Source organism: Pseudomonas putida, assembly GCF_026625125.1.
Classification (GTDB): Bacteria; Pseudomonadota; Gammaproteobacteria; order Pseudomonadales; family Pseudomonadaceae; genus Aquipseudomonas; species Aquipseudomonas putida_X.
In genome coordinates, this window is the sequence record NZ_CP113097.1 from 3,219,099 (window position 1) to 3,241,627 (window position 22,529).

25 protein-coding genes are annotated in these 22,529 nt (G+C 63.6%); 6 read left to right on the forward strand and 19 right to left on the reverse strand.

The window, feature by feature from the left end; all coding sequences use genetic code 11:
- Window positions 1-76 precede the first annotated feature (76 nt).
- Both OSW16_RS14845 and OSW16_RS14850 read right to left on the reverse strand, forming a co-directional pair.
- Window positions 77-1,624, reverse strand: a complete 1,548-nt coding sequence (locus tag OSW16_RS14845; RefSeq protein WP_267816308.1) for a sensor histidine kinase — start codon at window positions 1,622-1,624, stop codon at window positions 77-79.
- A 127-nt stretch (window positions 1,625-1,751) separates the two neighbouring features.
- On the reverse strand, window positions 1,752-2,276 hold the full coding sequence (locus OSW16_RS14850; protein ID WP_241803604.1) for a hypothetical protein: 525 nt from the start codon (window positions 2,274-2,276) through the stop codon (window positions 1,752-1,754).
- Window positions 2,277-2,471: 195 nt separating this feature from the next.
- Here OSW16_RS14850 and OSW16_RS14855 point away from each other — a divergent pair, with 195 nt between their 5' ends.
- Window positions 2,472-3,329 (forward strand): SDR family oxidoreductase, encoded by an 858-nt coding sequence (locus OSW16_RS14855; RefSeq protein ID WP_241803605.1) that lies wholly within the window; start codon window positions 2,472-2,474, stop codon window positions 3,327-3,329.
- Window positions 3,330-3,368: 39 nt separating this feature from the next.
- Window positions 3,369-3,833 carry a hemerythrin domain-containing protein gene (locus OSW16_RS14860; RefSeq protein WP_241803606.1) on the forward strand — a complete coding sequence of 155 codons (465 nt, stop codon included), beginning with the start codon at window positions 3,369-3,371 and terminating at the stop codon, window positions 3,831-3,833.
- 83 nt (window positions 3,834-3,916) lie between these two features.
- Here OSW16_RS14860 and OSW16_RS14865 read toward each other — a convergent pair whose 3' ends face one another.
- The 6 genes from OSW16_RS14865 to OSW16_RS14890 form a co-directional block, all read right to left on the reverse strand.
- The gene (locus OSW16_RS14865; protein ID WP_267816313.1) at window positions 3,917-4,681 is read right to left on the reverse strand and encodes a hypothetical protein; all 765 of its coding nucleotides are present in this window, start codon (window positions 4,679-4,681) and stop codon (window positions 3,917-3,919) included.
- Window positions 4,682-4,786: 105 nt separating this feature from the next.
- Window positions 4,787-5,170 carry a fluoride efflux transporter CrcB gene (crcB, locus tag OSW16_RS14870; RefSeq protein ID WP_267816315.1) on the reverse strand — a complete coding sequence of 128 codons (384 nt, stop codon included), beginning with the start codon at window positions 5,168-5,170 and terminating at the stop codon, window positions 4,787-4,789.
- Window positions 5,164-5,343, reverse strand: a complete 180-nt coding sequence (locus OSW16_RS14875) for a DUF2986 domain-containing protein (RefSeq protein WP_267816317.1) — start codon at window positions 5,341-5,343, stop codon at window positions 5,164-5,166. The genes crcB and OSW16_RS14875 overlap by 7 nt, the downstream gene beginning before the upstream one ends.
- 78 nt (window positions 5,344-5,421) lie before the next feature.
- Window positions 5,422-5,622, reverse strand: a complete 201-nt coding sequence (locus tag OSW16_RS14880) for a DUF1289 domain-containing protein (RefSeq protein WP_241803610.1) — start codon at window positions 5,620-5,622, stop codon at window positions 5,422-5,424.
- 76 nt (window positions 5,623-5,698) lie between these two features.
- Window positions 5,699-7,957 carry a methyl-accepting chemotaxis protein gene (locus OSW16_RS14885; RefSeq protein WP_418941991.1) on the reverse strand — a complete coding sequence of 753 codons (2,259 nt, stop codon included), beginning with the start codon at window positions 7,955-7,957 and terminating at the stop codon, window positions 5,699-5,701.
- Between the two features lie 106 nt (window positions 7,958-8,063).
- A complete protein-coding gene (locus OSW16_RS14890; RefSeq protein WP_267816321.1) occupies window positions 8,064-8,996 on the reverse strand; it encodes a LysR family transcriptional regulator in 933 nt (310 codons plus the stop codon).
- Window positions 8,997-9,128: 132 nt separating this feature from the next.
- Between OSW16_RS14890 and OSW16_RS14895 the strand changes: the two genes are divergently transcribed.
- Window positions 9,129-9,398: a DUF2790 domain-containing protein gene (locus OSW16_RS14895; protein WP_267823980.1), complete on the forward strand. Its 270-nt coding sequence runs from the start codon at window positions 9,129-9,131 to the stop codon at window positions 9,396-9,398.
- A 1-nt stretch (window position 9,399) separates the two neighbouring features.
- Here the strand turns inward: OSW16_RS14895 and OSW16_RS14900 are convergent, their stop codons facing one another.
- Window positions 9,400-10,095 (reverse strand): tRNA (adenine(22)-N(1))-methyltransferase, encoded by a 696-nt coding sequence (locus OSW16_RS14900; RefSeq protein ID WP_267816323.1) that lies wholly within the window; start codon window positions 10,093-10,095, stop codon window positions 9,400-9,402.
- Between the two features lie 150 nt (window positions 10,096-10,245).
- Here OSW16_RS14900 and OSW16_RS14905 point away from each other — a divergent pair, with 150 nt between their 5' ends.
- Window positions 10,246-10,605 carry a RidA family protein gene (locus OSW16_RS14905; RefSeq protein ID WP_241803614.1) on the forward strand — a complete coding sequence of 120 codons (360 nt, stop codon included), beginning with the start codon at window positions 10,246-10,248 and terminating at the stop codon, window positions 10,603-10,605.
- Between the two features lie 152 nt (window positions 10,606-10,757).
- The gene (locus OSW16_RS14910; protein WP_267816326.1) at window positions 10,758-12,758 is read left to right on the forward strand and encodes a peptidase U32 family protein; all 2,001 of its coding nucleotides are present in this window, start codon (window positions 10,758-10,760) and stop codon (window positions 12,756-12,758) included.
- Window positions 12,759-12,937: 179 nt separating this feature from the next.
- Here the strand turns inward: OSW16_RS14910 and OSW16_RS14915 are convergent, their stop codons facing one another.
- The 3 genes from OSW16_RS14915 to OSW16_RS14925 form a co-directional block, all read right to left on the reverse strand.
- Window positions 12,938-14,320: an aspartate aminotransferase family protein gene (locus OSW16_RS14915; RefSeq protein WP_267816328.1), complete on the reverse strand. Its 1,383-nt coding sequence runs from the start codon at window positions 14,318-14,320 to the stop codon at window positions 12,938-12,940.
- A gap of 22 nt (window positions 14,321-14,342) precedes the next feature.
- Window positions 14,343-15,833, reverse strand: a complete 1,491-nt coding sequence (locus OSW16_RS14920; protein ID WP_267816330.1) for an aldehyde dehydrogenase — start codon at window positions 15,831-15,833, stop codon at window positions 14,343-14,345.
- 69 nt (window positions 15,834-15,902) lie between these two features.
- Window positions 15,903-16,751: a helix-turn-helix transcriptional regulator gene (locus OSW16_RS14925; protein WP_241803618.1), complete on the reverse strand. Its 849-nt coding sequence runs from the start codon at window positions 16,749-16,751 to the stop codon at window positions 15,903-15,905.
- 123 nt (window positions 16,752-16,874) lie between these two features.
- Here OSW16_RS14925 and OSW16_RS14930 point away from each other — a divergent pair, with 123 nt between their 5' ends.
- Window positions 16,875-17,786, forward strand: a complete 912-nt coding sequence (locus tag OSW16_RS14930; protein WP_241803619.1) for a LysR substrate-binding domain-containing protein — start codon at window positions 16,875-16,877, stop codon at window positions 17,784-17,786.
- Window positions 17,787-17,834: 48 nt separating this feature from the next.
- On the opposite strand, the gene madM is transcribed toward OSW16_RS14930, so the two are convergent.
- From madM to OSW16_RS14965, 7 genes are read right to left on the reverse strand one after another with little or no spacing between them, the layout of a single operon-like run.
- Window positions 17,835-18,599, reverse strand: a complete 765-nt coding sequence (gene madM / locus OSW16_RS14935; protein ID WP_267816333.1) for a malonate transporter subunit MadM — start codon at window positions 18,597-18,599, stop codon at window positions 17,835-17,837.
- 5 nt (window positions 18,600-18,604) lie between these two features.
- Entirely contained in the window at window positions 18,605-19,006 is a 402-nt protein-coding gene (gene madL / locus OSW16_RS14940; protein ID WP_267816334.1) for a malonate transporter subunit MadL, read from the reverse strand.
- A 60-nt stretch (window positions 19,007-19,066) separates the two neighbouring features.
- A complete protein-coding gene (gene mdcH / locus OSW16_RS14945) occupies window positions 19,067-19,987 on the reverse strand; it encodes a malonate decarboxylase subunit epsilon (protein WP_267816335.1) in 921 nt (306 codons plus the stop codon).
- The gene (locus OSW16_RS14950) at window positions 19,984-20,598 is read right to left on the reverse strand and encodes a malonate decarboxylase holo-ACP synthase (RefSeq protein ID WP_267816337.1); all 615 of its coding nucleotides are present in this window, start codon (window positions 20,596-20,598) and stop codon (window positions 19,984-19,986) included. Before OSW16_RS14950 ends, mdcH begins: the two co-directional genes overlap by 4 nt.
- A gap of 1 nt (window position 20,599) precedes the next feature.
- Window positions 20,600-21,391 carry a biotin-independent malonate decarboxylase subunit gamma gene (mdcE, locus tag OSW16_RS14955; RefSeq protein ID WP_267816339.1) on the reverse strand — a complete coding sequence of 264 codons (792 nt, stop codon included), beginning with the start codon at window positions 21,389-21,391 and terminating at the stop codon, window positions 20,600-20,602.
- Window positions 21,388-22,236, reverse strand: a complete 849-nt coding sequence (locus OSW16_RS14960; protein ID WP_267816341.1) for a biotin-independent malonate decarboxylase subunit beta — start codon at window positions 22,234-22,236, stop codon at window positions 21,388-21,390. The genes mdcE and OSW16_RS14960 overlap by 4 nt, the downstream gene beginning before the upstream one ends.
- Entirely contained in the window at window positions 22,229-22,528 is a 300-nt protein-coding gene (locus tag OSW16_RS14965) for a malonate decarboxylase subunit delta (RefSeq protein ID WP_012314731.1), read from the reverse strand. The genes OSW16_RS14960 and OSW16_RS14965 overlap by 8 nt, the downstream gene beginning before the upstream one ends.
- Between the last annotated feature and the right edge of the window lies 1 nt (window position 22,529).

Sequence of the window (22,529 nt, forward strand, 5' to 3'; positions counted from 1 at the left end):
ATCGGGCGCCGCCCAGGCGGCGCTCGATTCACGGGTATCAGTGCATTCCAGACATGACGCCGGGCGCGCTTGGCCGTCAAAGTTTGAAGCGAACGTGGATGGTGCTTTTGCCTTTGTAGGCATCGATCGAGATCGCCGAGCTTCCATAGCCTGAGTAACTTCTGACAAGCCGCATTCCAAGGCCCGTCCCGCTCGGTTTGGGATAGGTAGCAGGAAAACCATCACCCTCGTCGGTCACGGTGATCAAGGCGTGATCACCGGCATCGCGGACACTGACTTCGATGGTGCCTTTGCCGTATTTCAGGGCGTTGGTGATCAGTTCTGAAATGACCAGCCCCAGCGGTGCCATCCTCGCCGGCAGCAGGGTGAACGGGTCAGCGTCAAGGACGATCTTGCGATCGGCCAGCGCCCTTCCCAGGTCACCGAGCAAGGCGCTGAGGTAGTCGCAGGCAAGTACCTCCTGATCGGCCGTTTGATAGAGCCGTTCGTGCACGCTGGCAATGGTCAAGACCCGCCCCGCCGCCGTCTCCAGCTGCAGCTTTACCGCGGCATCCGGCGTCAGGTTCGCTTGCAACAGCAGCAGCGTATTGACCAGGTGCAGGCTGTTCTTGACGCGGTGATGGATTTCTTCGAGATGCAGGTCGGTCTTGTTGAGCCTGGAATTCTGAGAATCGATCAGCGACAGCAACTGGGCCTCGTAATAGTGCCGTTCGGTAATGTCTCTGGATACGGCAATGATCTTTTCCAGCTGGCCATCGGCGCCCAGGACCGGGGCGACCGTGACGTCCCACCATTTGAGCACTTGCTGGCCAGTAGGGCAGACCCCTTCGAAGCGGGTCGACTCGCCTCTGGCGACCTTTTGCAAAGCCTCCTGCACGGCCGGGCGCGACTCGTCAGGCCAAAGCTGCAACCATGGCTGGCCTTTGACCTGCGCCAGGTCGTCGATGTGCATCAACGCCAGCCCAGCCTCGTTCATGAACTCGATGTCACCGCTGCTGGACAGCACGTTCACACAGTCCGGGCTGGCGTTGAGCATGCTTTCCGAATAGGGGTCGACCAACTGAGCGTCAGCCCCTGCGGTCAGCCGCTCTACCGCCATGGAGATGACGTTGGAGATACCTTCAAGGAAGACCAGATCGCTTTCAATGAAGTCTTCACCATCGCTACTGTCTGCCTCGAGTACCCCGTAAGGCAGCAATGCGCCCCTGATAGGCACGTTGATGGCACGCTCGATACCGTACTTTTTCAGCAATTCCGGCGTTCTGAAGCGATGTTCCTGGCCCAGATGATTGGAAATCACAGGCCGGTAGGTCTGCATGGCAAACCCGGCAGGGCTGGCCTCGTCGGCGCCCACGGTAGCGTGGCCGATATCGGCCTCATCCCACCCCACCCCATGCGTCAGCAGGAACCGGTCGGTATCGGGAATGGGCATGAGGATCTTGGCGAATCGGGTTTGCATGCCTTTTGCGACCAATGCGCAAGCCTGGTCCAGCAACTCATCCAGGTTGGTGGATTTAAGCGACATGACCGCGTACTCGACCACCAGCTCATGCTGCCTTTGCAGCCGGGCTTGGGATCTCCTGAGGGCGGCACGAATGGTCTCATCAGGGGGCAGCTGCTGCATCAATAGTCATCCAGGGCGCTGAGAAATGCCGTTCTAAGGTTAGCCCCTGCAGAAGCGGCTGTAGGCTACATCGGATCTGGTGTACCACCGCTTATCGCTTTGGTGCAACTCCCAGCAGTGAATCTGATCATGCCAGCTGGATATAAATCGAGTAACTGCCCAGCAACAGCCAGAAACCGAGAAAGAGCCAAGGCGTACGCAGCGAAAAGAGCAGTGACTTACGGTGCCCTGCCCGGGAGGTTTCCGCCTCGCAGAACAGCGGCGATTCATCGTAGGCCAAGCCCATCATGGGCTCACTGAGCAGCAGATTGCTTTGCTTGACCTGCCAGTGATCGATGATGCGATACGCCGCGCGAATGCCTGGCCAGGCATTGAGCGTACTCATCACGCCCAGCAAAGCCAGAAAGGCAGGCACCAGGAGGGTGAACATCTCCCCCCAGCTCTGGTTCAGGTTGCCCATGGACGACACGAAAGCGATGACCAGAAAGGACTGAGCGGCCAGATAGGCATCGGTGCGGTTGGCCAGGATGGTGGTTTCGTACTGGATTTCCCTGCGGTAGAAGTCCAGCCGCTCCTTCGGCGAACCAAACATCCTCGCATTGTGTGCATCAATCTCGTGTTCAGGGGTGGTAGGGGTGATGATTCGCGGCACGTGGCGACTCCTGGCAGTAGCTGAGCCATACCACGGATGGCGGTAGGCGCTTAAGCGGTAGAACCGGGTAGGCAATGAAAATTCAGTCACGAAGCCCCCCCAACCGCCCGTCGGTCCAATGCACGATCGAGCTCAACAAACCCTTGTGGCATCTTTCGAACAGGTATGCGCTTTCCAACTGCAGGAGCTTGCACCATGCGTGACTACCCCACCCCTCCGTTTCCCTCACAACCGCAAAGCGTTCCGGGTTCACAGCGCAAGATGGAGCCCACCCCGGACTGCGGAGAGCACACATACACCGGCAGCGGTCGGCTCACCGGCAAGATAGCGCTGATCACCGGTGCCGACAGCGGGATCGGCCGTGCAGTCGCCATCGCCTACGCCCGCGAAGGCGCGGACATTGCCCTCGCTTATCTCGATGAGCACGACGATGCGCAGGAAACCGCCCAGTGGGTCCAGGCTGCTGGCCGGCGCTGCCTCCTGCTGCCTGGGGACCTGGCCCATAAACAGCACTGCTACGACATCGTTGACAAGACCGTGGAGCAGTTCGGCCGTATCGATATCCTGGTCAATAACGCCGCGTTTCAGATGGCGCACGAAAGCCTCGATGAAATCGACGATGACGAATGGGTCATGACGTTCGACGTGAACATCACGGCCATTTTCCGCATTTGCCAGCGGGCGCTCCCGTCGATGCCCAAAGGCAGCTCGATCATCAACACCAGTTCGGTCAATTCCGATGACCCGTCACCCCAGTTGCTGGCCTATGCCACTACCAAAGGTGCCATCGCCAACTTCACCGCCGGGCTGGCCCAGTTGCTGGGGGACAAAGGGGTGCGGGTCAACAGTGTGGCACCAGGCCCGATCTGGACCCCACTGATCCCTGCCACCATGCCCGATGAGGCGGTGAAGAACTTTGGGTCAGCCTATCCGATGGGCCGGCCGGGCCAACCGGTCGAGGTGGCCCCGGTTTACGTCCTGCTCGGCTCCGATGAGGCCAGCTACATCTCCGGCGCGCGCTATGCCGTGACTGGCGGCAAACCCATTCTTTGATCCCAAGGCCTTGATTCCCAAACCGCGATGAGGTGCCACATGAACGCTATCGATCTGCTGATCCAGGACCACAAGCTGGTTAAGAAGCTGCTGGACGAACTGTCTTCGACCACCGAACGCGCCGTGAAAAAGCGTGCCGAACTCCTGCACCGGATCGAACAGGAGTTGCAGATCCATACCGCACTGGAAGAAGAGATCCTTTACCCAGCCATCAAACAGGCCGGGGGCAAGGAAGAAGCGAAAATGTATTACGAGGCGAAAGAGGAACACCGCACCGTCGACGCGCTGGTGTTACCCGACCTGCTGCACACCGAAACCGGCACGCTCGAATTCGCTGGCCGGGTCAAAGTGATGAAAGAGTTGCTCGAGCACCATATCGAAGAAGAGGAAGACGAGTTGTTTCCCACTGCGAAAAAGCTGTTGAGCAAAGACCTGCTGGAAGAAATGGGCCAAGCCATGCAAGCGCATAAAAAGATGCTCAAGGGTGAGCAGCGCGCCGCGTGAAGCAAAGCAGAAGGCCTGAAATGCGCTGGCAGATGCTGCGGGGCCTGTGGGCAGGGCTTTGAAACCCTACGGCTGCCCTCCCCTCAGCGTTTGCCGAGCATTTTCGCCAGCACGAACGTTGCCACCACGGCCAGCACGACTGCACCCGTAATGGACGGTACCGTACCCAACGGCTCGATCGAGCTTTTCACCGCCAGGTAGAAGCCCAGCACCCCTACAGCGCCGATGGCATTGCCACGCACGATCGCCCCCAGCTCCTGGTGGCCACCCTGAACATGGGCGAACACCGCCAGCGGCCAGGCGATCACCGGGATGGGTGCCAGCAGGCCGCTGGCCACCGGCCCCAGCCATTGGGCACTGGCAGTGATCGCCAGCAACAGCAGGGTTGCCGTGAGCATGCGCATGGGAATCACCCAGCGCGGCAGTGGCACAACCTTGGCGGCGCCGGTCTGCGTGTTGTTCGAGCTGAGGATGATGATCAGTGTAAGCAGGACCAACGTCACGCCGACGGACAATGCTACCCCACCCAAGCGGCTCATCATAAAGGCGGTACAGGCGTAAACCGCCAGGGCCGTGATGCAACCGGTGAAGGCGGACACACGCCGTGTCACCAGGAAGTAGAACAGATAGGTTGCTTGTACCGCAGCCACCCCTGCCAATGCGCCAGGCACCGCCTGCAAGGCAAAACCCGGGCCCTGTTCAAGGCTGAGGAACAACATGACCAATGCCGAGGTGACTGGCAACCCGGAGAGCAGCCCGCCGATCTGCGTGCCCCAGCGCCTGGCGGCCAGCGAGATGGCCAGCATGAGGGTCGGGGTGATCAGGAACTTGAGGTAGAAGGCAGTCATTGAGGGCAGCGTCGGTTTCAAAAGACAAGGGTGGGCTCATCGTGCCTGCAAGGCAGCAGACAAGCGCCCAATGCTAATGGAACCGCAGCAGCTTTACTCCGATTTTTAGCGCCCGCTGAAGAAGTAGAACGTCGCAAGGCCTGCTGCAGTCATCAACAAAGAACCCGTGACATGCACAGCGATGGAGCCCAGGGCCCATGAAATACGCCCCTCCTGGATAAGCGACACGACCTCTGCGGAAAAAGTGGAGAACGTGGTCAAGCCGCCACAAAACCCGGTGATCAGCAGCAGGCGCCATTCGGGGCTGAGCGACGGCGATGCAGAGAAGAAGGCGATGGACAAGCCAATGATGTAGCCACCAATGAGGTTGGCCAGCAGCGTACCGGGCGGCACGGCGGGGAAAAGTGCATTGAGCTTGACGCCCAGCCCCCAGCGTAACCAGGCACCGACCATGGCACCGACGCCAATGGCCAATAGCGACTTCAACATACGGCATCACGCTCCGGGCAAAGAGTTGGCGGGCACTGGGTACCGGCTTCACCTGCCAGCTTCAACCGATCGGCCTTGCAAATGTATTTAGGCTTGCTGCGCGGTGCCAGTTTGGCGGCGGCTTTTTTCTGGTGTGCTTGCAGCAACTGTTTGATTTTCTTGCGACGGTTCATGGTGCCACTCGGTACAAAGGGTTGATCAGGCAGGCAACATCTTAAGGGATGTATTCAGGCCCTGGGCGGTCCGGTATATCACTCGTTGCCCTGGCGCTTGGCGTTTTTCTTGACGATGGCCTTCATCCGCGTCGCAGCGCGCTGCACGGTGGCCATCTTCTCCGGGCGTTTCATGCCGCGCCACTTGCGGATTTCATCACGGGTTCGGCCACAGCTCACGCACAGCTCGCTGTTGAGCTGGCAAAGCGAGACGCAAGGGTTATCGATGTCTTTGGCCATGGGCTGCTCCGGTCGTGGCCGCGGATGATAACGTAAGGCGGCCAGATGCGGTGAAACCGGAGCATCCCAGTGGCCCTCAAGCCGCCGCGGCCGGCCTGGTGTCGCTGCTGACCTCGAACTGCCCGACCAGCTTCTGCAGCTTGCTGGCATTGGCCTTCACCGTCTCGGCGCTGCTTTGCAGGACCACCGCCGTCTGGCGCATTTCGCTGGAAGACTGGTTGACCTGCTCAATGGTCCTGCCATAAGCCAGGCTGCGCTGGTTGAGCTGCTGGATGATCAGGAACATGCTCTCTACCGCCTGGTGCAGCTGGACGTTCTCCGATGAAGCGTCCTCGGCCAGGCGCAGGCTGTCATCGACGTTCTGTACGCCCTGCTCCATGAAGCTGACGGCTTGCCCGGTTTCGCTCTGCAGCCCGGTGACCATGTGCCGGATGTCGTCGGCCGCACGCGCCGTACGCGCCGCTAGGCTGCGCACTTCATCGGCCACCACCGCGAAACCTCGGCCATGCTCGCCCGCGCGGGCGGCCTCGATGGCGGCATTGAGGGCCAGCAGGTTGGTCTGGTTGGTGATGTCGCTGATCAGCCCGCTGATGTTGCTGATCTGCGCCATCCGGCTGTCGAGCAGTTGCACACTGGAAGACGAGCGCGCTACCACATCCCGAATCGACTGGGTGCCAGCCTGCACCGCCAGGTACTGCTCGCGGGCACGGCTGACCACCTCGTCCATGGCCTGCTTCATCTGCTCTGCGCTGACCGAGGCCTGCTGCAGCTCGCCCAGTTGCTCCTCCATGATGATCATCATCTGGTGCACCGCCTCGGCCACCTCGGTGGAGGTGACGCTCGCTTCGTGGCTGCGGCCCAGCATCATCTGGTTGGTGGCGCCCACCGTGCGGCTGGCCTTGACCACCTGGCCTACCACCGAGTCCAAGCGGTCGATGAAACTGTTGATCCAGCGCGCCATGTCGCCACTTTCGTCATTGGCCATGGTCGTGGTGTCCAGGCGTTGGCGCAGGTTGCCCTCACCCTCGGCGATGGTACGCAGCACATCGGTCATGCCATTGAACCTGGCAGCCAGCCGCCTTGGCCCCACTGCACTGAACAGCAGCGTGGCAGCCAGCATGGCCAGCGCCAGCAACGCATCGGCGATGCCTTGCCCGAAGCCCGCGTAGTGTTGCACCAAAAAGTTGCAACCAAACACGCCCGCCATGATGGCGATGTAGGGCTTCATCAACCCGTAGCTGAGCGAGCGGCGCCGATAGACCTCCTCCAGATCGGCTTCGCACATCATGCCCCAGCGGTCCGGCGAGCCCGGCAACTGGAATGTGACGCCTTTGCCCACCACGGGCACATGGCGATAGTCCGAATAGCCAGGATAAGTCACGAACAGGTTGGCGCCCTGGCGGATGGTTTCCCGCACACCGGGATGAAGCTCGCCGGTGGCAGGGTCGGTAAACCGCAGTTCGAGCTCGGTGTGGTGCTGGACCTGCACGGTGCTCCACGCCGTATGCACCCCACTCTTGAGGTTCTCCCCGTGGGTGAAGGTGCCATCCTCGAAACGTGAGCGCGACAGGGCGGTGCCCGGTGCGATAGCAGGGTCGAAATGCGATTGCGCCATGAACAGGTAATTGTCACCGGACTCGGCATAGATATGCCCGGCTTCGCGCTGGATCAGGTCGCCCACCACATCGTTGGGCACCCGGCCGCAGAGGCAACCGTAAACCTTCCCTTGGGCTTTGAGCGGTTGATAGAACATCAACGTGACTTCATCGTGAAACCGCGATGAAGAAGGGCCGATCTGCAAGGTCAGCGGATCGACATACGGGCCGTGCAGGAACGGCGCTTTCAGCCCTTGGGCCAAAGCGCCACACTGTGCGATGGGTTGGCCATTGCTTCGTTGCGCCCAACTCGACAGCACAACCCTGCCATCGGTATCGACGACGAAGAGTTCCGAGAAGTCGTTCGCCTGGGCCAGCTTGTCCAGCAAAGCAGTGCGGTCGGCGTGAGCCACTGACGAGGCAAGGTTCTCAGCGAGTTCGGCCAGGTGCTCCCACTGTTCTCGCGCCCAGCTTTGCAGCAATTGCATGCGCGTCTGGGCCATGGCTTCGAAAGTCTGCTCGATGACCGGATACATCGCTCGGTTGAGCCCGCACGACCAGCCCATGCTGAGCTTGCCGGTTTTTCCGAACCACGGCAGCCAACGCTGCTCACCCGATGACAACTGCATGGAACCACTTGAAAGCGACATTATCTTCACCATACGCGACACCACAATGGCAAAGTGACAGCAAGTACTGCGCCAACTCGTATGCAAGCTAATGATTAGGTAGGTAGCCATGCCCTCTGTACGCCAATTTTGCACCAATGCCGGGCAAAAATTGGCACATGCGCCAATAGGGGTCGGTGTTTACTGCCACCTTTTCCGCGAGAGCCCCGGATCTGATTCAACGCCAGTACTGGGTGTCATCGACAATCTGTTCATGCCCTGCGAACAGTGCCGGTAGCTGCTCCTTGAGATAGTCGATCCAGGTCCGCACCTTGGCATCCAGGTAGTGCCGCGAGGGATACATGGCATACAGCGCACACTCGCGCAGACGGTAAGGCGCCAGCAGCCGCCGCAAGCGCCCCTGCTCGATCGCCTGGCTGGCGGTGTAGAACGGCAATAGCCCGATGCCCATGCCCAGTTCACTGGCCACCAGCATCGCGTCGGCGACGTTGGTCATGAAGCCGTCGCGCGGCGAGATAACGCAATGGTCCAACCCCTCCGGGAATACCCAGTCGCCTTCATACATCGGGTACGCCATGCGCAGGCACCGGTGTTCATGCAGGTCTTCGGGCCGCTCGGGAACGCCATGGGCATCCAGGTAACTGGGCGCGGCGCAGGGGATACTGAACACGGTGCCCAGCGGCACAGCGATCAGCTGCGAGTCGGGCAGCGCCTCGTTCAGGGTGATCACCACATCGTGGCCTTCGACCAGCGGGTCGGGGTTGCGCTGGGACAGGGTCAGCTCCACCACCACCTCCGGGCATAGGGCGTTGTAACCGGCCACCAGCGGCATCAGCAACAGGCCAAGGCCGTGCGGGCAATGCAGGCGCAGCCTGCCACGGGGGGTCAGGTGCGCGCCACGCGCTTCGCCCACCGCCTCCTCGGTCAACAGCATGATCTGCCGCGAGCGTTCCAGAAACCGCTCGCCGGCCTCACTCATGCGCAGGCGCCGGGTGGTGCGGTGCAGCAGGCGGGTCTGCAGCTGGTTTTCCAGCTCGGCGACGATCCGCGACACCTGGGCGGCAGAAATGTCCAGGGCGTTGGCCGCGGCGGCGAAGCTGCCGCACTCCACTACCCGGGTGAAGGTACGCATGGCGTGCAGCATGTCCATGGGGGCTGGTCTCCTTGGTTCGTGCTTATTCGTACACTAAAGGCAGGAATCTATCACGACTTAGCCCATTTATTGTGCGCAGCAAAGCAATACATCATGGGTGAAACATTGATGAAGGAGCTTTCCATGAACATCAAACGCTCGATCGCGTTGCTTGCGTGCGCTGCCGCCTTTGCCTCGTTCGGTGCCTTGGCCGCCCCGGCCGCCGCCCAACCGGTCGCCAGCGACAGCGCCAACTACGAATACGGCATGCCGCTGGATGTCGCCAAAGTCGTCTCGATCTCCCCGGCGAGCAACATTGCCGATTGCCAGGTGGGCACCGCGCACATGGTCTACGTCGACCATCAGGGCCAGACCCACGAGGTCAACTACCGGGAAATGGGTAACTGCTCGCAGCAATGACTCAGGCCAGCACCTGGGTGATCCAGCCAACCTGCCTGGCAAAGTCCTGCAGCTTGTGTTGCGCGATCGCATCCCGGGCGCGTTCGAAGTTGGCCAGGGTCTGCTGCTTCTGACGCAGCATGCGTTGCCACTTGGTGACGAACGCTGGGCTTTTCTCACGCATCAGCACCGGCCCGAAATACAACTCTTCGGCACTGTAGACCACCGCTGCGCCCGGCTCGGCAACGATGATCTCGTAATCGAAGCGGTTTTCACGCAACACCTCTTCGCAGACGATCCGATACCCGTTGGCCATCAGCCAGGCCCGTAGCTCGCGCTCACCGCCGTTGGGCTGCAGGATCAAACGCTCGCTGCCGCTCAGGCGTGCCTTGCCCCGCTCCAGGATTTCGCACAGGGTGTCGCCACCCATGCCGCAGATACTGACCGCCGAGATGCGGTCCTGCGCCTGGATCGCCTCGAGGCCATCGGCCAGGCGAACGGTGATGCGTTCGTCAAGGCCGTTGCGGCGCACATTGCGCTGGGCCGACGCATAAGGCGTATGCGCCACCTCCCCGGCCACGGCCGCTTCGATCGTGCCACGCAGCGCCAGGGCCACCGGCAGGTAGCCGTGGTCCGAGCCGATATCGGCCAGGCGCGCGCCCTGCGGCACATGCGCCGCCACGCGCTCCAGGCGCATGGACAATGTCTGTTCGTTCAACTCAAGCCCCTTGCTCAACAATCGGCGCGATTCTGACCGCCGTGGCGCGGTATTACAATGCGCATGGGCCAAGCGGCGCCCTGTGGCTCGACCCCTGCGCCGTGCTCGCGTAGGCTTGCGGCTTTCCTTCCGTCGCAAGGCAAACACTTCATGACCGACATCATCTTCACCCCCGACTCCGATGCCGAATCCATTTCTTCCGACGTCGCCGAGTTCAACGGCGTGCTGGTCACCACCCAGATTCCTGCTGATCTGGACGGCGATATCGTGCAGCAGAGCGAAAGCACCCTGCAGGCCCTCAAAGAGGCCCTGGAAAAGGCCGGCAGCGGCATGGACCGGGTCATGCACCTGACTATCTACCTCACCGACATGGCCGACCGCGCCGCCTTCAACGAGGTGTACCAGCGTTTCTTCAGCAAGCCGTGGCCGGTGCGTGCTGCCGTGGGCGTGGCGGCGCTGGCGTACCCGCAAATGCGTGTGGAAGTGACCGCCATGGCCGCCAAGGGCTGACACAGCCGGTACCACCGCCAGGGGCTGCAAAGCGGCCCCAACCCAAGCAGCACGCAGTACCGGCCAAGCACCTCTGGGCAGGCAGAGCATGCCACTGGCCCATTTCCCCGCTACAATGCCGCCCTACCGTGACAGCCCGAACCTATAACGACATGTCCCTTCCAAAGAATCACCTGGAACTGCTCAGCCCTGCCCGTGACGTGGCCATCGCCCGTGAAGCGATCCTGCACGGCGCTGACGCCATCTACATCGGTGGCCCGAGTTTTGGCGCGCGCCACAACGCCTGCAACGAAGTCGGCGAAATCGCCGAGCTGGTGACGTTCGCCCGGCGTTACCACGCCCGCGTGTTCACCACCATCAACACCATCCTGCACGACAACGAGCTGGAACCGGCGCGCAAGCTTATCCATCAGCTGTACGATGCCGGCGTCGATGCACTGATCGTGCAGGACCTGGGGGTGATGGAACTGGACATCCCGCCGATCGAGCTGCATGCCAGCACCCAGACCGACATCCGCACCCTGGAGCGGGCCAAGTTCCTCGACCAGGCCGGCTTCTCCCAGCTGGTACTGGCCCGTGAACTGAACCTGCAGCAGATCCGCGCCATCGCCGCCGAGACCGATGCAGCCATCGAGTTCTTCATTCACGGCGCGCTGTGCGTGGCCTTCTCCGGCCAGTGCAACATTTCCCACGCCCAGACCGGCCGCAGCGCCAACCGTGGCGACTGCTCGCAGGCCTGCCGCCTGCCCTACACCCTCAAGGACGACCAGGGCCGCGTGGTGGCGTTCGAGAAGCACCTGCTGTCGATGAAGGACAACAACCAGACCGCCAACCTGCGCGACCTGGTCGATGCCGGGGTGCGCTCGTTCAAGATCGAGGGCCGCTACAAGGACATGGGCTATGTGAAGAACATCACCGCCCACTACCGCAAAGAGCTCGACGCCATTCTCGAAGACCGCCCGGACCTGGCCCGTGCCTCCAGCGGCCGCACCGAGCACTTCTTCGTCCCCGATCCTGACAAGACCTTCCATCGCGGCAGCACCGACTACTTCGTCACCGACCGCAAGGTGGATATCGGCGCCTTCGACTCACCCACTTTCACCGGCCTGCCGGTAGGTGTGGTGGAAAAAGTCGGCAAGCGCGACCTGCAGGTGGTCACCGAAGTACCGCTGACCAACGGCGATGGCCTCAACGTGCTGGTCAAGCGTGAAGTGGTGGGGTTCCGAGCCAACATCGCTGAGCCGCGTGGCGAGTTCGAAGAAGACGGCCACAAGCGCTACCGTTACCGGGTCGAACCCAACGAGATGCCTGAAGGCCTGCATAAGTTGCGGCCCAATCACCCGCTGTCGCGCAACCTGGACCACAACTGGCAGCAGGCCCTGCAGCGCACCTCGGCCGAGCGCCGTGTCGGTGTGGAGTGGCACGCCGTGCTCACCGAGCAGCGCCTGATGCTGGGGGTTTGCAGTGAGGAAGGCGTCAGTGTGCAGGTCGCCCTGGATGGCCCGTTCGGCGTAGCCAACAAGCCCCAGCAGGCCCTGGACCAGTTGCACGACCTGCTCGGCCAGCTGGGTACCACGATGTACCACGCCAACGCCATCGTGCTGGACGCACCGCAGGCTTACTTCATCCCCAACTCGCAGCTCAAGGCCCTGCGCCGCGAAGCCATCGAGGCGCTTACCGAAGCGCGCATCAAGGCCCACCCGCGTGGCGGGCGCAAGGCCGAGACCACGCCGCCGCCGGTTTACCCGGAGTCGCACCTGTCGTTCCTGGCCAACGTGTACAACCAAAAGGCCCGCGACTTCTACCACCGCCACGGCGTGCAATTGATCGATGCGGCGTACGAAGCGCACGAGGAGCATGGTGAAGTGCCGGTGATGATCACCAAGCACTGCCTGCGTTTCTCGTTCAACCTGTGCCCCAAACAAGCCAAGGGTGTGACCGGCGTGCGCACCAAGGTGGCGCCGATGCAGCTGATCCAGGGTGATGAAGTGCTGACCCTGAAGTTCGACTGCAAGCCATGCGAAATGCATGTGGTTGGCAAGATGAAGAGCCACATCATCGACCTGCCGACACCCGGCAGTGCCGTGGCACAGGTCGTCGGGCACATCAGTCCGGAAGACCTGCTCAAGACCATCCCCCGGGCACCGCACTGAGGGTGGGCCTGTAAAGGCCCATCGCCGGCAAGCCGGCTCCCACCACGACCGCGCAGTTCTTCAGGCCTGCGCTTTACCTGTGCAAGCAACGGTCTTGCCCAATGTCCAAAAGCCGGCGCAATCCAGGTGGGAGCCGGGCTTGCCGGCGATGGCTCGCAACGCGAGCCCTCCTGGGAACCTTACAAAATCCCCAAGCCCCGCGCCGTCCGGTCCACGGCCATGCGCGTCTTGTCCACCAGCTCATCGAGCTCGCCATGCGTGGCCACCAGCGCCGGCGCCATGATCATCCGCCCCAGGGTCGAACGAATGATCACGCCCGCCTCGAATCCGTAGGTGCGGCACTGCCAGGCCAGGTCATTCTCATTGGCGTAACGCTTGCGGCTGCCCTTGTCCTCGGCGAACTGCAACGCCGCCACCAACCCCGCGCCCTGCACCTGGCCAATCAAGGGATGGTTGGCAAATACCTCACGCAGGATGCGCTGCAGGTATGGGCCAGTATCGTCCTTGACCTGGCGCACGATGCCTTCGTCGCGCAGCGCCTTGAGGTTGGCGATGGCCACTGCGGCTGCCACCGGGTGGCCGGAATACGTCAGGCCGTGGGCAAATACCCCGCCCCGCTCCACCAGCGCCTCGGCGATGCGCTTGCTCAGCACCAGGCCACCCATGGGCACATAACCCGACGTCAGGCCTTTGGCGATGGACAGCGTGTCAGGCTCGAAACCGAAGTACTCATGGGCGAACCATTCACCGGTACGGCCAAAGCCACCAATCACCTCGTCCGCGCACAGCAACACATCGTACTGGCGGCAGATGCGCTGGATTTCCGGCCAGTAGCTTTCCGGCGGGAAGATCATCCCGCCCGCGCCCTGGAACGGCTCGGCGATGAAACCGGCAACGTTCTCTGCACCCAGTTCAAGGATCTTTTCCTCCAGTTGCAAAGCACAACGACGACCGAACTCGGCCGGGCTCAGCTCGCCGCCTTCGGCGTACCAGTACGGCTCATCGATGTGCGCCACATCCGGAATAAGCCCACCCATTTCATGCATGAACTTCATGCCACCCAACGCTGTGGCGGCCAGGGTCGAGCCGTGGTAGCCGTTCCAGCGGCCGATCATGACCTTCTTGTTCGGTTGCCCAACCACCTGCCAGTAACGGCGCACGGTGCGGATCAGCACCTCGTTGGCCTCGGAGCCGGAGTTGGTGTAGATCGCGTGGCTGTAGTGCCCGGGCAGCAGGCTGAACAACAGTTCGGACAGCTCGATCACCGCCGGGTGGGTGGTGTGGAAGAACATGTTGTAGTACGCCAGCTGGTCCATCTGCGCGGCGGCGGCGGCAGTCAGGTCCTTGCGGCCATAGCCCAGCTGGGTGCACCACAGGCCAGACATGCCGTCCAGGTAGCGCCTGCCGTCGTTGTCCCACAGGTACAGGCGTTCGCCGCGGGTGATCACCCGCGGGCCTTCGGCGTTGAGCGCCTTCTGGTCAAGGAAGGCGTGGATGTGGTGGGCCGCGTCACTGGCCTGGTAGTCGCGGGTGTCGCGTTGCGGCTGGAAGGGGGCGTTCATTGTTGTTCTCCGTGAGTGAGGGTCAGCGCAGCTGGAACCAGGTGGTCTTGAGCTGGGTGTACTTGTCGAAGGCGTGCAGCGACAGGTCGCGGCCAAAGCCCGACTGGCGGCCGCCACCAAAGGGCACCGCCACATCGAGGGCATCGACCGTGTTGACCGAGACAGTGCCCGCCTTCAACTGCCGGGCCACGCGGTGGGCGCGGTTGAGGTCGTCGCTCCACAGCGAAGCGGCCAGGCCATAAACGCTGTCGTTGGCCAGGCGTACGGCCTGCGCTTCGTCGTCAAAGGCCGTGATCGCCAGCACGGGGCCGAATACTTCTTCGCGGGCCAGGGCCGAATCCGGACGCACGTCGGCGAACACCGTCGGCGCGATGAAGTTGTTCGAGCCGTTGAAGCTCAGCCGCTGGCCGCCGCACAACAGGCGGGCGCCGTCGCCCTGGGCCTGCTCGATGGCCGCCATGACGCGTGCGCTCTGCGCGTCGTCGACGATGGCGCCGGCACGGCTGGCCGGGTCGAGGGGATCGCCGGGCTGCCACTGGCGGGCCTTGGCCAGCAGGCGCTCGACGAATTCGTCGTGCACCGAGCGCTGCACATAAAGGCGCGAATTGGCAGAGCACACCTCGCCCTGGTTGAAGAAGATGCCGAAGGCCGCTTTCTCCGCTGCCAGGTCCAGGTCCTGGCAGTCGTCGAACACCAGGTTCGGGCTCTTGCCACCACACTCCAGCCACACCTGCTTGAGGTTTGATTGCGCCGAGTACTGCATGAAGTACTTGCCCACCTGGGTCGACCCGGTGAACACCAGGCAATCCACATCCGGGTGCAGGCCAAGGGCACGGCCAGCGCTTTCACCCAGGCCCGGCACCACGTTCAGCACCCCTTCGGGCACCCCTGCCTCCAGCGCCAGCTCGGCCAGGCGCAGGGCAGAGAACGGCGATTGCTCGGCGGGCTTGAGCACCACACTGTTGCCGGCGGCCAGTGCCGGGGCGACCTTCCAGGCAGCCATGTCCAGCGGGAAATTCCATGGCACCACGGCGCCGACCACACCCAGCGCTTCACGCGTGACCGTGGCCAGGGCATTGCCAGCAGTTGGCGCGACCTGGTCGTAGACCTTGTCCAGCGCCTCGCCGTACCAGGCGAATACGTTGGCCGCGCCTGGCACGTCGATGGTGTAGGCGTCCATCACGGGCTTGCCCATGTTCAGCGAGTCGAGCAGCGCCAGTTCCTCGCGGTGGGCCATCATCAGTTCAGCCAGGCGCAGCAACACGCGCTTGCGCGCCGCAGGTGCCATGCGCACCCAGGGGCCTTGCTCGAAGGCGCGCCGCGCGGCACGCACTGCCTGGTCGATTTCGGCATCGCCGCACGCGGCGACCTGGGCCAGCAACTGCCGGTTGGCCGGGTTGATGGCATCGAAGGTCTCCCCGGACTGCGGGGCCAGCGGGCGGCCGTCGATCAGCGCCGTGGTGATGAAGCTTTGCCGTGCAGCGCGCTGCTGCCAATCGCTTTTCGTATGCACGCAGGTCTCCCTTTCGGCCGCGCGTGCGGCCGGTTGCAGGTGGTGTGGATGTGGGTGGACGTGGCGCCGTCAGCGCCTTCGCAGGTAGCTTTCCAGCGGGTCCTTGCTCAGGCCTTCCTGGGCCTGGGCCAGCGAATCGATGAACAGCGAAAACAGCTCGGACTGCTTGGCGATGTCCAGCTTGGTGTAGAGATTCTTACGGTGGGTCTTGACCGTGTCTTCACTGATGCCCAGGCGCTCGGCCAGCGAGCGTGTCGAGTGGCCGCGCAGCAGGTACTGCGCGATACGGCACTCGCGCTCCGTGAGCAGTGAAGAGCCGAAGTTGTTCAGCGCGGCGTTGATCTGCCGGCCCAGGGCACTTTCGAAGCGCCCGCCCACGGCGTCGACATCCAGGTGGCTCCACTGGCGACGCACCACGGCCACCACCCAGGGCGCCACACACTTGAGGTCACTGACCTGCTGACGGTCCAGGCGGCGGGTACTGGCCAGGGCCACGGCGATGGTCAGGTGTTCATCCAGAGGGACGATGAAGTTCAGTTCGTCCTCAAGGTGTGCGTGCTGGTAGAACGACAGGTAGTACTCGCTGCGCTTGAAATGGTCCGGGGCAACGTCGCTGAGGCGAAAGCAGCCGGCCGCCACACCGTCCATGCAGGCACGGTAGAACGGGCACAGCAGGTAGTAGCCTTCCAGGTAGCGCTGCACGTTGCCTTCCGGCAGCCATGGGCCCTCCTCGTCCTTGACGAACAGCGCCGAGGGCAGGCCCTTGCGTGGGTAAAGAAACACCGTGATGGCCTGGCACGGCGCCAGCAACTTGAGCGCGGCGAACAACGCCTCGACGAAGCCCGGCGTGCCTTGGGCGTCGATGACACGGCCCATCTGCGCATACCAGTCGGGCGATTTCAGCCGGTCTTTGCTCATTGTCGTTGTCCCATGCCGGGGTGGTCATGGTTGGGATTCTTGCATGGGATGCCGGGGCCGGCCATCACCCTTCCGGGTGAGGTTGTGGCATGCTTTGCAGCTCTTTCATTTCAGGGCCTGAACATGCTGATCGACGAAGAACTGACCCTGAAAAAGCTTGAGACCTTCCTCGCTTTCATGCGCAGCGGCAACCTCGGCCGCGCCGCCGCCGAGCTGTCCACCAGCGCGGTCAGCGTGCACCGGGCCATTCATTCGCTGGAAAGCGCCCTGCGCTGCCCGCTGTTCAAGCACGAAGGTCGTCAGCTGATTCCGCTCGAAAGCGCCTATGTTCTGGAGAAGAAGGCCCGCCAGTTGATCCAGGACGCTGAGCAGATGGTGCGCCAGACCCGCGAGGCGGCCGGCTTCTACGCCGAACGCTTCCGCCTCGGGGCGCTGTACTCGCTGACCGTCAAGACCGTGCCCAAACTGGTGATGGGCCTGAAGCTGCGGCGCAGTGCACTGAACATCGACCTGACCCTGGGCTCGAACGTCGACCTGCTGCAGCGGCTGAAGAATCATGAACTCGAAGCGGTGCTGGTGTCGCTGGATGAAAGCGTGGCCGACCCTGCCTGCGAGCAGTTGCCGCTGTTCTCCGACGATATCTACCTCGCCGTGCCCACCGATTCGCCGTTTGCCGAGCAACAGGAAGTGGACCTGGCGGACCTGGCCGAGTCCACCTTCATCACCCTGACCCAAGGTTTTGCCACCCACCGTGATGGCGCACGGGTGTTCCAGCAGGCAGGGTTCGAGCCGAAGGTGGCGATGCAGGTGAACGACATCTTCACCCTCCTGAGCATGGTCAGTTCGGGGGTGGGCTTTGCGCTGTTGCCCGGGCGCATTGCCGCGGTGTACGAAAACCGTGTGAAGCTGATTGCGCTGCAGCCGCGTTACCGGCTGCAGCAGCATATCGGTGTGGTGTTCCTCAAGGCCCGCGAGCGCGAGCCCAACCTGCTGGCACTGCTGGCGGAGTGCCGAATGTACAGCCGGGAAAACTGAGCGCCGCGCACCGCGGCGGTTCGGCAGAACCACCGCAGCAAGGCTCGGCTAGGCCATCAGGCCACGCATGCAGAAGTACAGCAGTGAGGGGCCCAGCAGGCAGCCCAGGGCAGTGTAGAACGCTGCGGTCAGGCAGCCATAGGGGACCAGCTTGGGGTCGGTCGCCGCCAGGCCGCCCGCCACGCCGCTGGAGGTGCCCATCAAGCCACCGAAGATCACCGCGGTGCGCGGGTTGTTCAAACCGATCATCGGGGCCACGAAGGGCGTCACCACCATGACCAGGATGGCTTTGACCAGCCCCGCGGCAATCGACAGCGCCATCACCTCGGAGCTTGCACCAATCGCAGCGCCCGTCACCGGCCCGACGATATAGGTCACTGCCCCGGCGCCGATGGTGGTCAGGCTGACCGCATCGGTGTAACCAAAGGCCATGGCCACCCCTACCCCTGCGACGAACGAGGTGCCGATACCGAAGAACAACGCGATCACCCCGGACAGCCCGGCGCGCTTGAGTTCTTCGATGTTGACGCCAAAAGCCGTGGCGACGATGGCGAAGTCGCGCAACATGGCCCCACCCAGCAGGCCGATGCCAGACAGCAGCGGAATGTCCACCAAGCCTTTCTGCCCGCCGGTCATCACCCCACCGACGTAAGACAATGCCAGGCCGAGGAAAATCGCGATGGCAGAGCCATGCAGACGCCCGCGGGTCAGCTTGTCGGAGAGCCAGTAGGACAGCCACATGGTTACGCCGATCACTGCGAAACCACTGACCAGGCCATACCCGTTGATCACTTTCATCATCGATTCGTACATGGCGGTTACCGTTGCGCAGCAGTCAGGGGTTTGTCGGTGCCCGCCTCAGGCTTCTTTTGCCCGATGCGGTCCAGCAGCGGCACCATGGCGAAGCTTGCGATCACCGCCACGACGCCGGCCGTTATCGCCATCGGCCCGCCGGACAGCGCACCCAGTACGTTCTGCTGGGCGGCCATGGCGACCACGATGGGAATGTAGATGGCGCTCCAGAATTCCACGCCCTGTTCGGACTTGGCCTTGATCAGGCCACGCTTGTTGAGGTAACTGCCGATGAAGATCAGCAGCAGCATGGCGATGCCGACACCGCCGACGTTGGCTGGGACACCCAGGAGCTTGCCCAGGAGTTCGCCGATGAACAGGCCTACAAGGGTACACAGGGCCAGAAAGGCCACACCGTAAATGATCATTGTTGTTGTCCTCGCGTTGGGTCGAAGTTGCTTGTTGTTGTCCTTCGAAAAACACGGCATTTATGGGCGCTGGCTGACCTCCTGACGCAGCAGGGCGTCCACTGTATCGAATCGGGTTTGCTCCAGGGCAAGTACACGCCCCTGCTCGAACACCGGGCGGGCCAGGCCGGTCAGCACGCTGCCGGGCGGTAGCTCCAGGTGCAGGCGCACGCCGCGCTCATAGGCGTTGCGCAACGTAGCACGCCAATCGACGAGCCGGGCCATGTTGCCGGCCAGGTCGTCACGCAGGCGTTGCGGATCGAACAGCGGCCGCGCGCTGCTGCCACTGAGGTAGGTGATGTGTGGGCGGTTTATCTGCACACCGGCAAATGCCTGTGCCAGCTCGGCCGCCGGGCCGTCGAGCAAGCGGCAATGAGACGGCACGCTGACCGCCAGGCGCCGGGCCACGCCCTGGCCGCGGCTGCGCGCCTTGGCGGCGACCTCGGCCATGGCCTTGTCGCTGCCGGCGATGACGATCTGGTTGTCGCTGTTGAGGTTGGCCAGGTACACCTCGCCGCCCACCTGCGCCAGCAAGCGCTCGACACTGGCCAGGTCCAGGCCACTGAGGGCCGTCATGCCGTAGCCTTGAGGGTAGGCCCGTTGCATCAGCTCACCGCGCAGGGCCACAAGGCGTACGGCATCGGCAAACGCCAGGGCGCCCGCCGTGACGGCGGCAGGGTAGGCGCCGATCGACAGCCCTGCCACATACTCAGGCGCCGGGCTGCGCTGCAACAACGTGCGCGCCCAGGCCACCCCGGCCAACAGCAGGCACAACTGCACGGCGCGGGTGGTTTGCAATGCCTGCGGGCTGTCCAGGGCCAGCACCTGTTCCCCGAGGGTGTCACTGGCCTCCTCCAACAACGCTGCCGAGCCTTCGGGAAGGCGGTGAAGCATCCCCGCCTGCTGGGCGCCCTGCCCAGGGAACGCGAACAGGCTGCTCACGCTGCGCACTCCAGCAGGTTCCACGGGTCGGCCACCAGCCGTGCGCCAAGCGCCGACTTGAGCAGCACACGCGGTGCCGCCCCGGCCCATTCACGCAGGGCGATGCCACCTGCGGGGGTTTGCAGTTGCACATCGATACCGCAAGGCCCGCAGTCGAGGCTATCGAGCAACTCACGCGCCGCGGCCCGGCTCATGGGCCGCGGTGTGCGTAGCAGCAGGTCAAGGTCGCTGGCCGCGTGCAGCACCTCGACCCCGGTAGCCAGTTGGTAACCCACCCCGCCTGTCGGCCCCCAGGCCAGCCCGCTGGCGTCGAGCAGCGGGGCCACGCTGGCCAGCGCCTGTAGCGCAGGCCAGGGGCTCGCGCCCTGCCCGCGCAAGGCTTCCGGGCGCAGATGCCGGCGAATGTCCGCCAGGCGCATCTGCACACCCAGGCGCTGGGCGCGCCCCTCCCCGCGCAACCCCACCGCCACCCACCCTACCGCGCAGAACGCTCGGCGCACCACCACCGGTTGCCCGGCTGCCAGTACCTGCGTCGCCCAGGCAGGGGCATCGTCAGGGAGCGCGGCCGGGGCCATCCCCCAGAGCAGGTCATGTGGCTGCGGCACGCTCATCTCAGGCCTCCTGCCACTGGCTGCGCAAGCGTGCACGCACTTCGCGCGAAGCGCTGCGGTGCTCGCCGGCCAAACGTGACGTCAGGTCGGTGCTGTTGCCGATATCGCGCAGCGCTTCGGCCAGGCAGGCACGCACCTGGGCCAGATCGCTTGCGCTCGGGGTATCCGCGTTATCGACGCGCAGGCGCCGCCATAAAAGGCCCAGCGAGGCATAGCTGGCCAGGTCGTAGGCCATCGGCGGAATCTCGGCGGCCAAGGCCTCCAGTTCGTCGACGCTGCGCAAGGTGATCCGCGCCGCCGCCGCTTTGCCCATGGCATGCACCATCACCCCGCTGTCATCCAGTGCAATCAGCCGCTGGGCCTGGTAGCCATGGGCCAGAAACGCGCCAGACATGGCCTTGCCCACCAGCAGGCCGATGACCGGGTGGCCCGCCAGGCGTGCCTGAGCATAGGCCTGCACCGCAGCGGCCAGCGCCTGGTGGATGCCCAGGGCTTCCTCGCGGCGGCCGTAGGCCTGGCTGGGCACATCGATGACCGCGACGATGGCGCGCTTCTCGCCATCGCGGTCCAGTTCGATCGCCTCGCTCACCGCCTTGGCCAGGGCCCAGCCTTCGAGCAGGCCGACCTCACCGTTGCGCGCCCGGGGGAACGGGTTGTGCGCATCCGGCACCACGGCGATGAAGCGCGCCGGGCGGTTGTCCAGTTCGCCGTCGATGACCCGCAGCGAAGCGGGATAACCCGACAGTGCTTCGCCGCCGGCCAAGCCTGGCAGCCAGTTCAGGGCACGGTTCATGGGGCATCTCCTTGATAAAGGGCGCGTACGGCAGCGGCATCCAGTTGCGGGCAGGCGTTGCCCAGGCTTGCGAGCCGTTCGAGGTACCAGGCATGACGACCTGCGCGGTCGGCACTGGGGGCGTCGAGCAACTGCAGCAGTTGCTGGCGAACGCTGTCGACGTCATCGGCCACATAAGCATCCACCAGGCCACTGGCGTAGCGCTGCTCGCCACCGGTCAGGCTCCAGATGAAGGGACGGTCCTTGGCGTCGTACTCGGCGATGCCGGCTTCCTGCTCGATCACCTGCGGGCCGTTGAGGCCCAGGCGCGCCTCTCGGGTCACCAGCAGGTGGCTACACAGCCCCGCAGCGATGGACATGCCGCCAAAACAGCCCACCGAGCCTGCGACCAGGCCCACCACCGGCTGATAGCGGCGCAGCTCGACGATGGCTGCCTGGATCTCGGCAATCGCCGCCAGGCCAAGGTTGGCCTCCTGCAGGCGCACCCCGCCGGTTTCCAGCAGCAGCACGGCGCAAGTCGGGATACCGTTGCGGTTGTCTTCGATGGCCAGCTCCAAGGCACCGGCAATCTTGGCCCCGCCCACTTCGCCCATGCTGCCCCCCTGGAAGGCGCCTTCAATGGCGGCGATGACCGAGTTGCGGCCACCCAGCAAGCCCTTGGCGATGACCACGCCATCGTCGGCCTGGGGCACGATGCCCTGGCGCGGCAACCACGGCGACATCAGCCGCTCGAACGGGCCGAGCAGCTCGCGAAAACTGCCCGGGTCGAGCAAGGTGCGGGCACGCTGGCGCGCCCCCAGTTCAACGAAGCTGCGGCTTTGCAGCAAGCGTTCGGTGTCAGTCATGGGCGATCTCCTCGAAACCTTGCTCAAGGCGCAGGCGTACCACCCCAGGCGTGGCGCCAAAGTCATGGATGTCGATGTTTACCGCCGGCCATGTGCGCCCTTGGAACAGGCGCTGGAACAGTTGCTCCCAGCGGGCGCCGCTGCCGTTGACCGAGGTCACCACCTGAATGTTCAGGCTGCCGGCGGTGCCGGGTTCCATCAGGACTTCCAGGTCGCCCGAGCTGACGCAACCCACCAGGGTGCGGCCACGGCCAGGCTCGGCGGCAGGGAATTGAAAGGTCAGGGTTTCCATG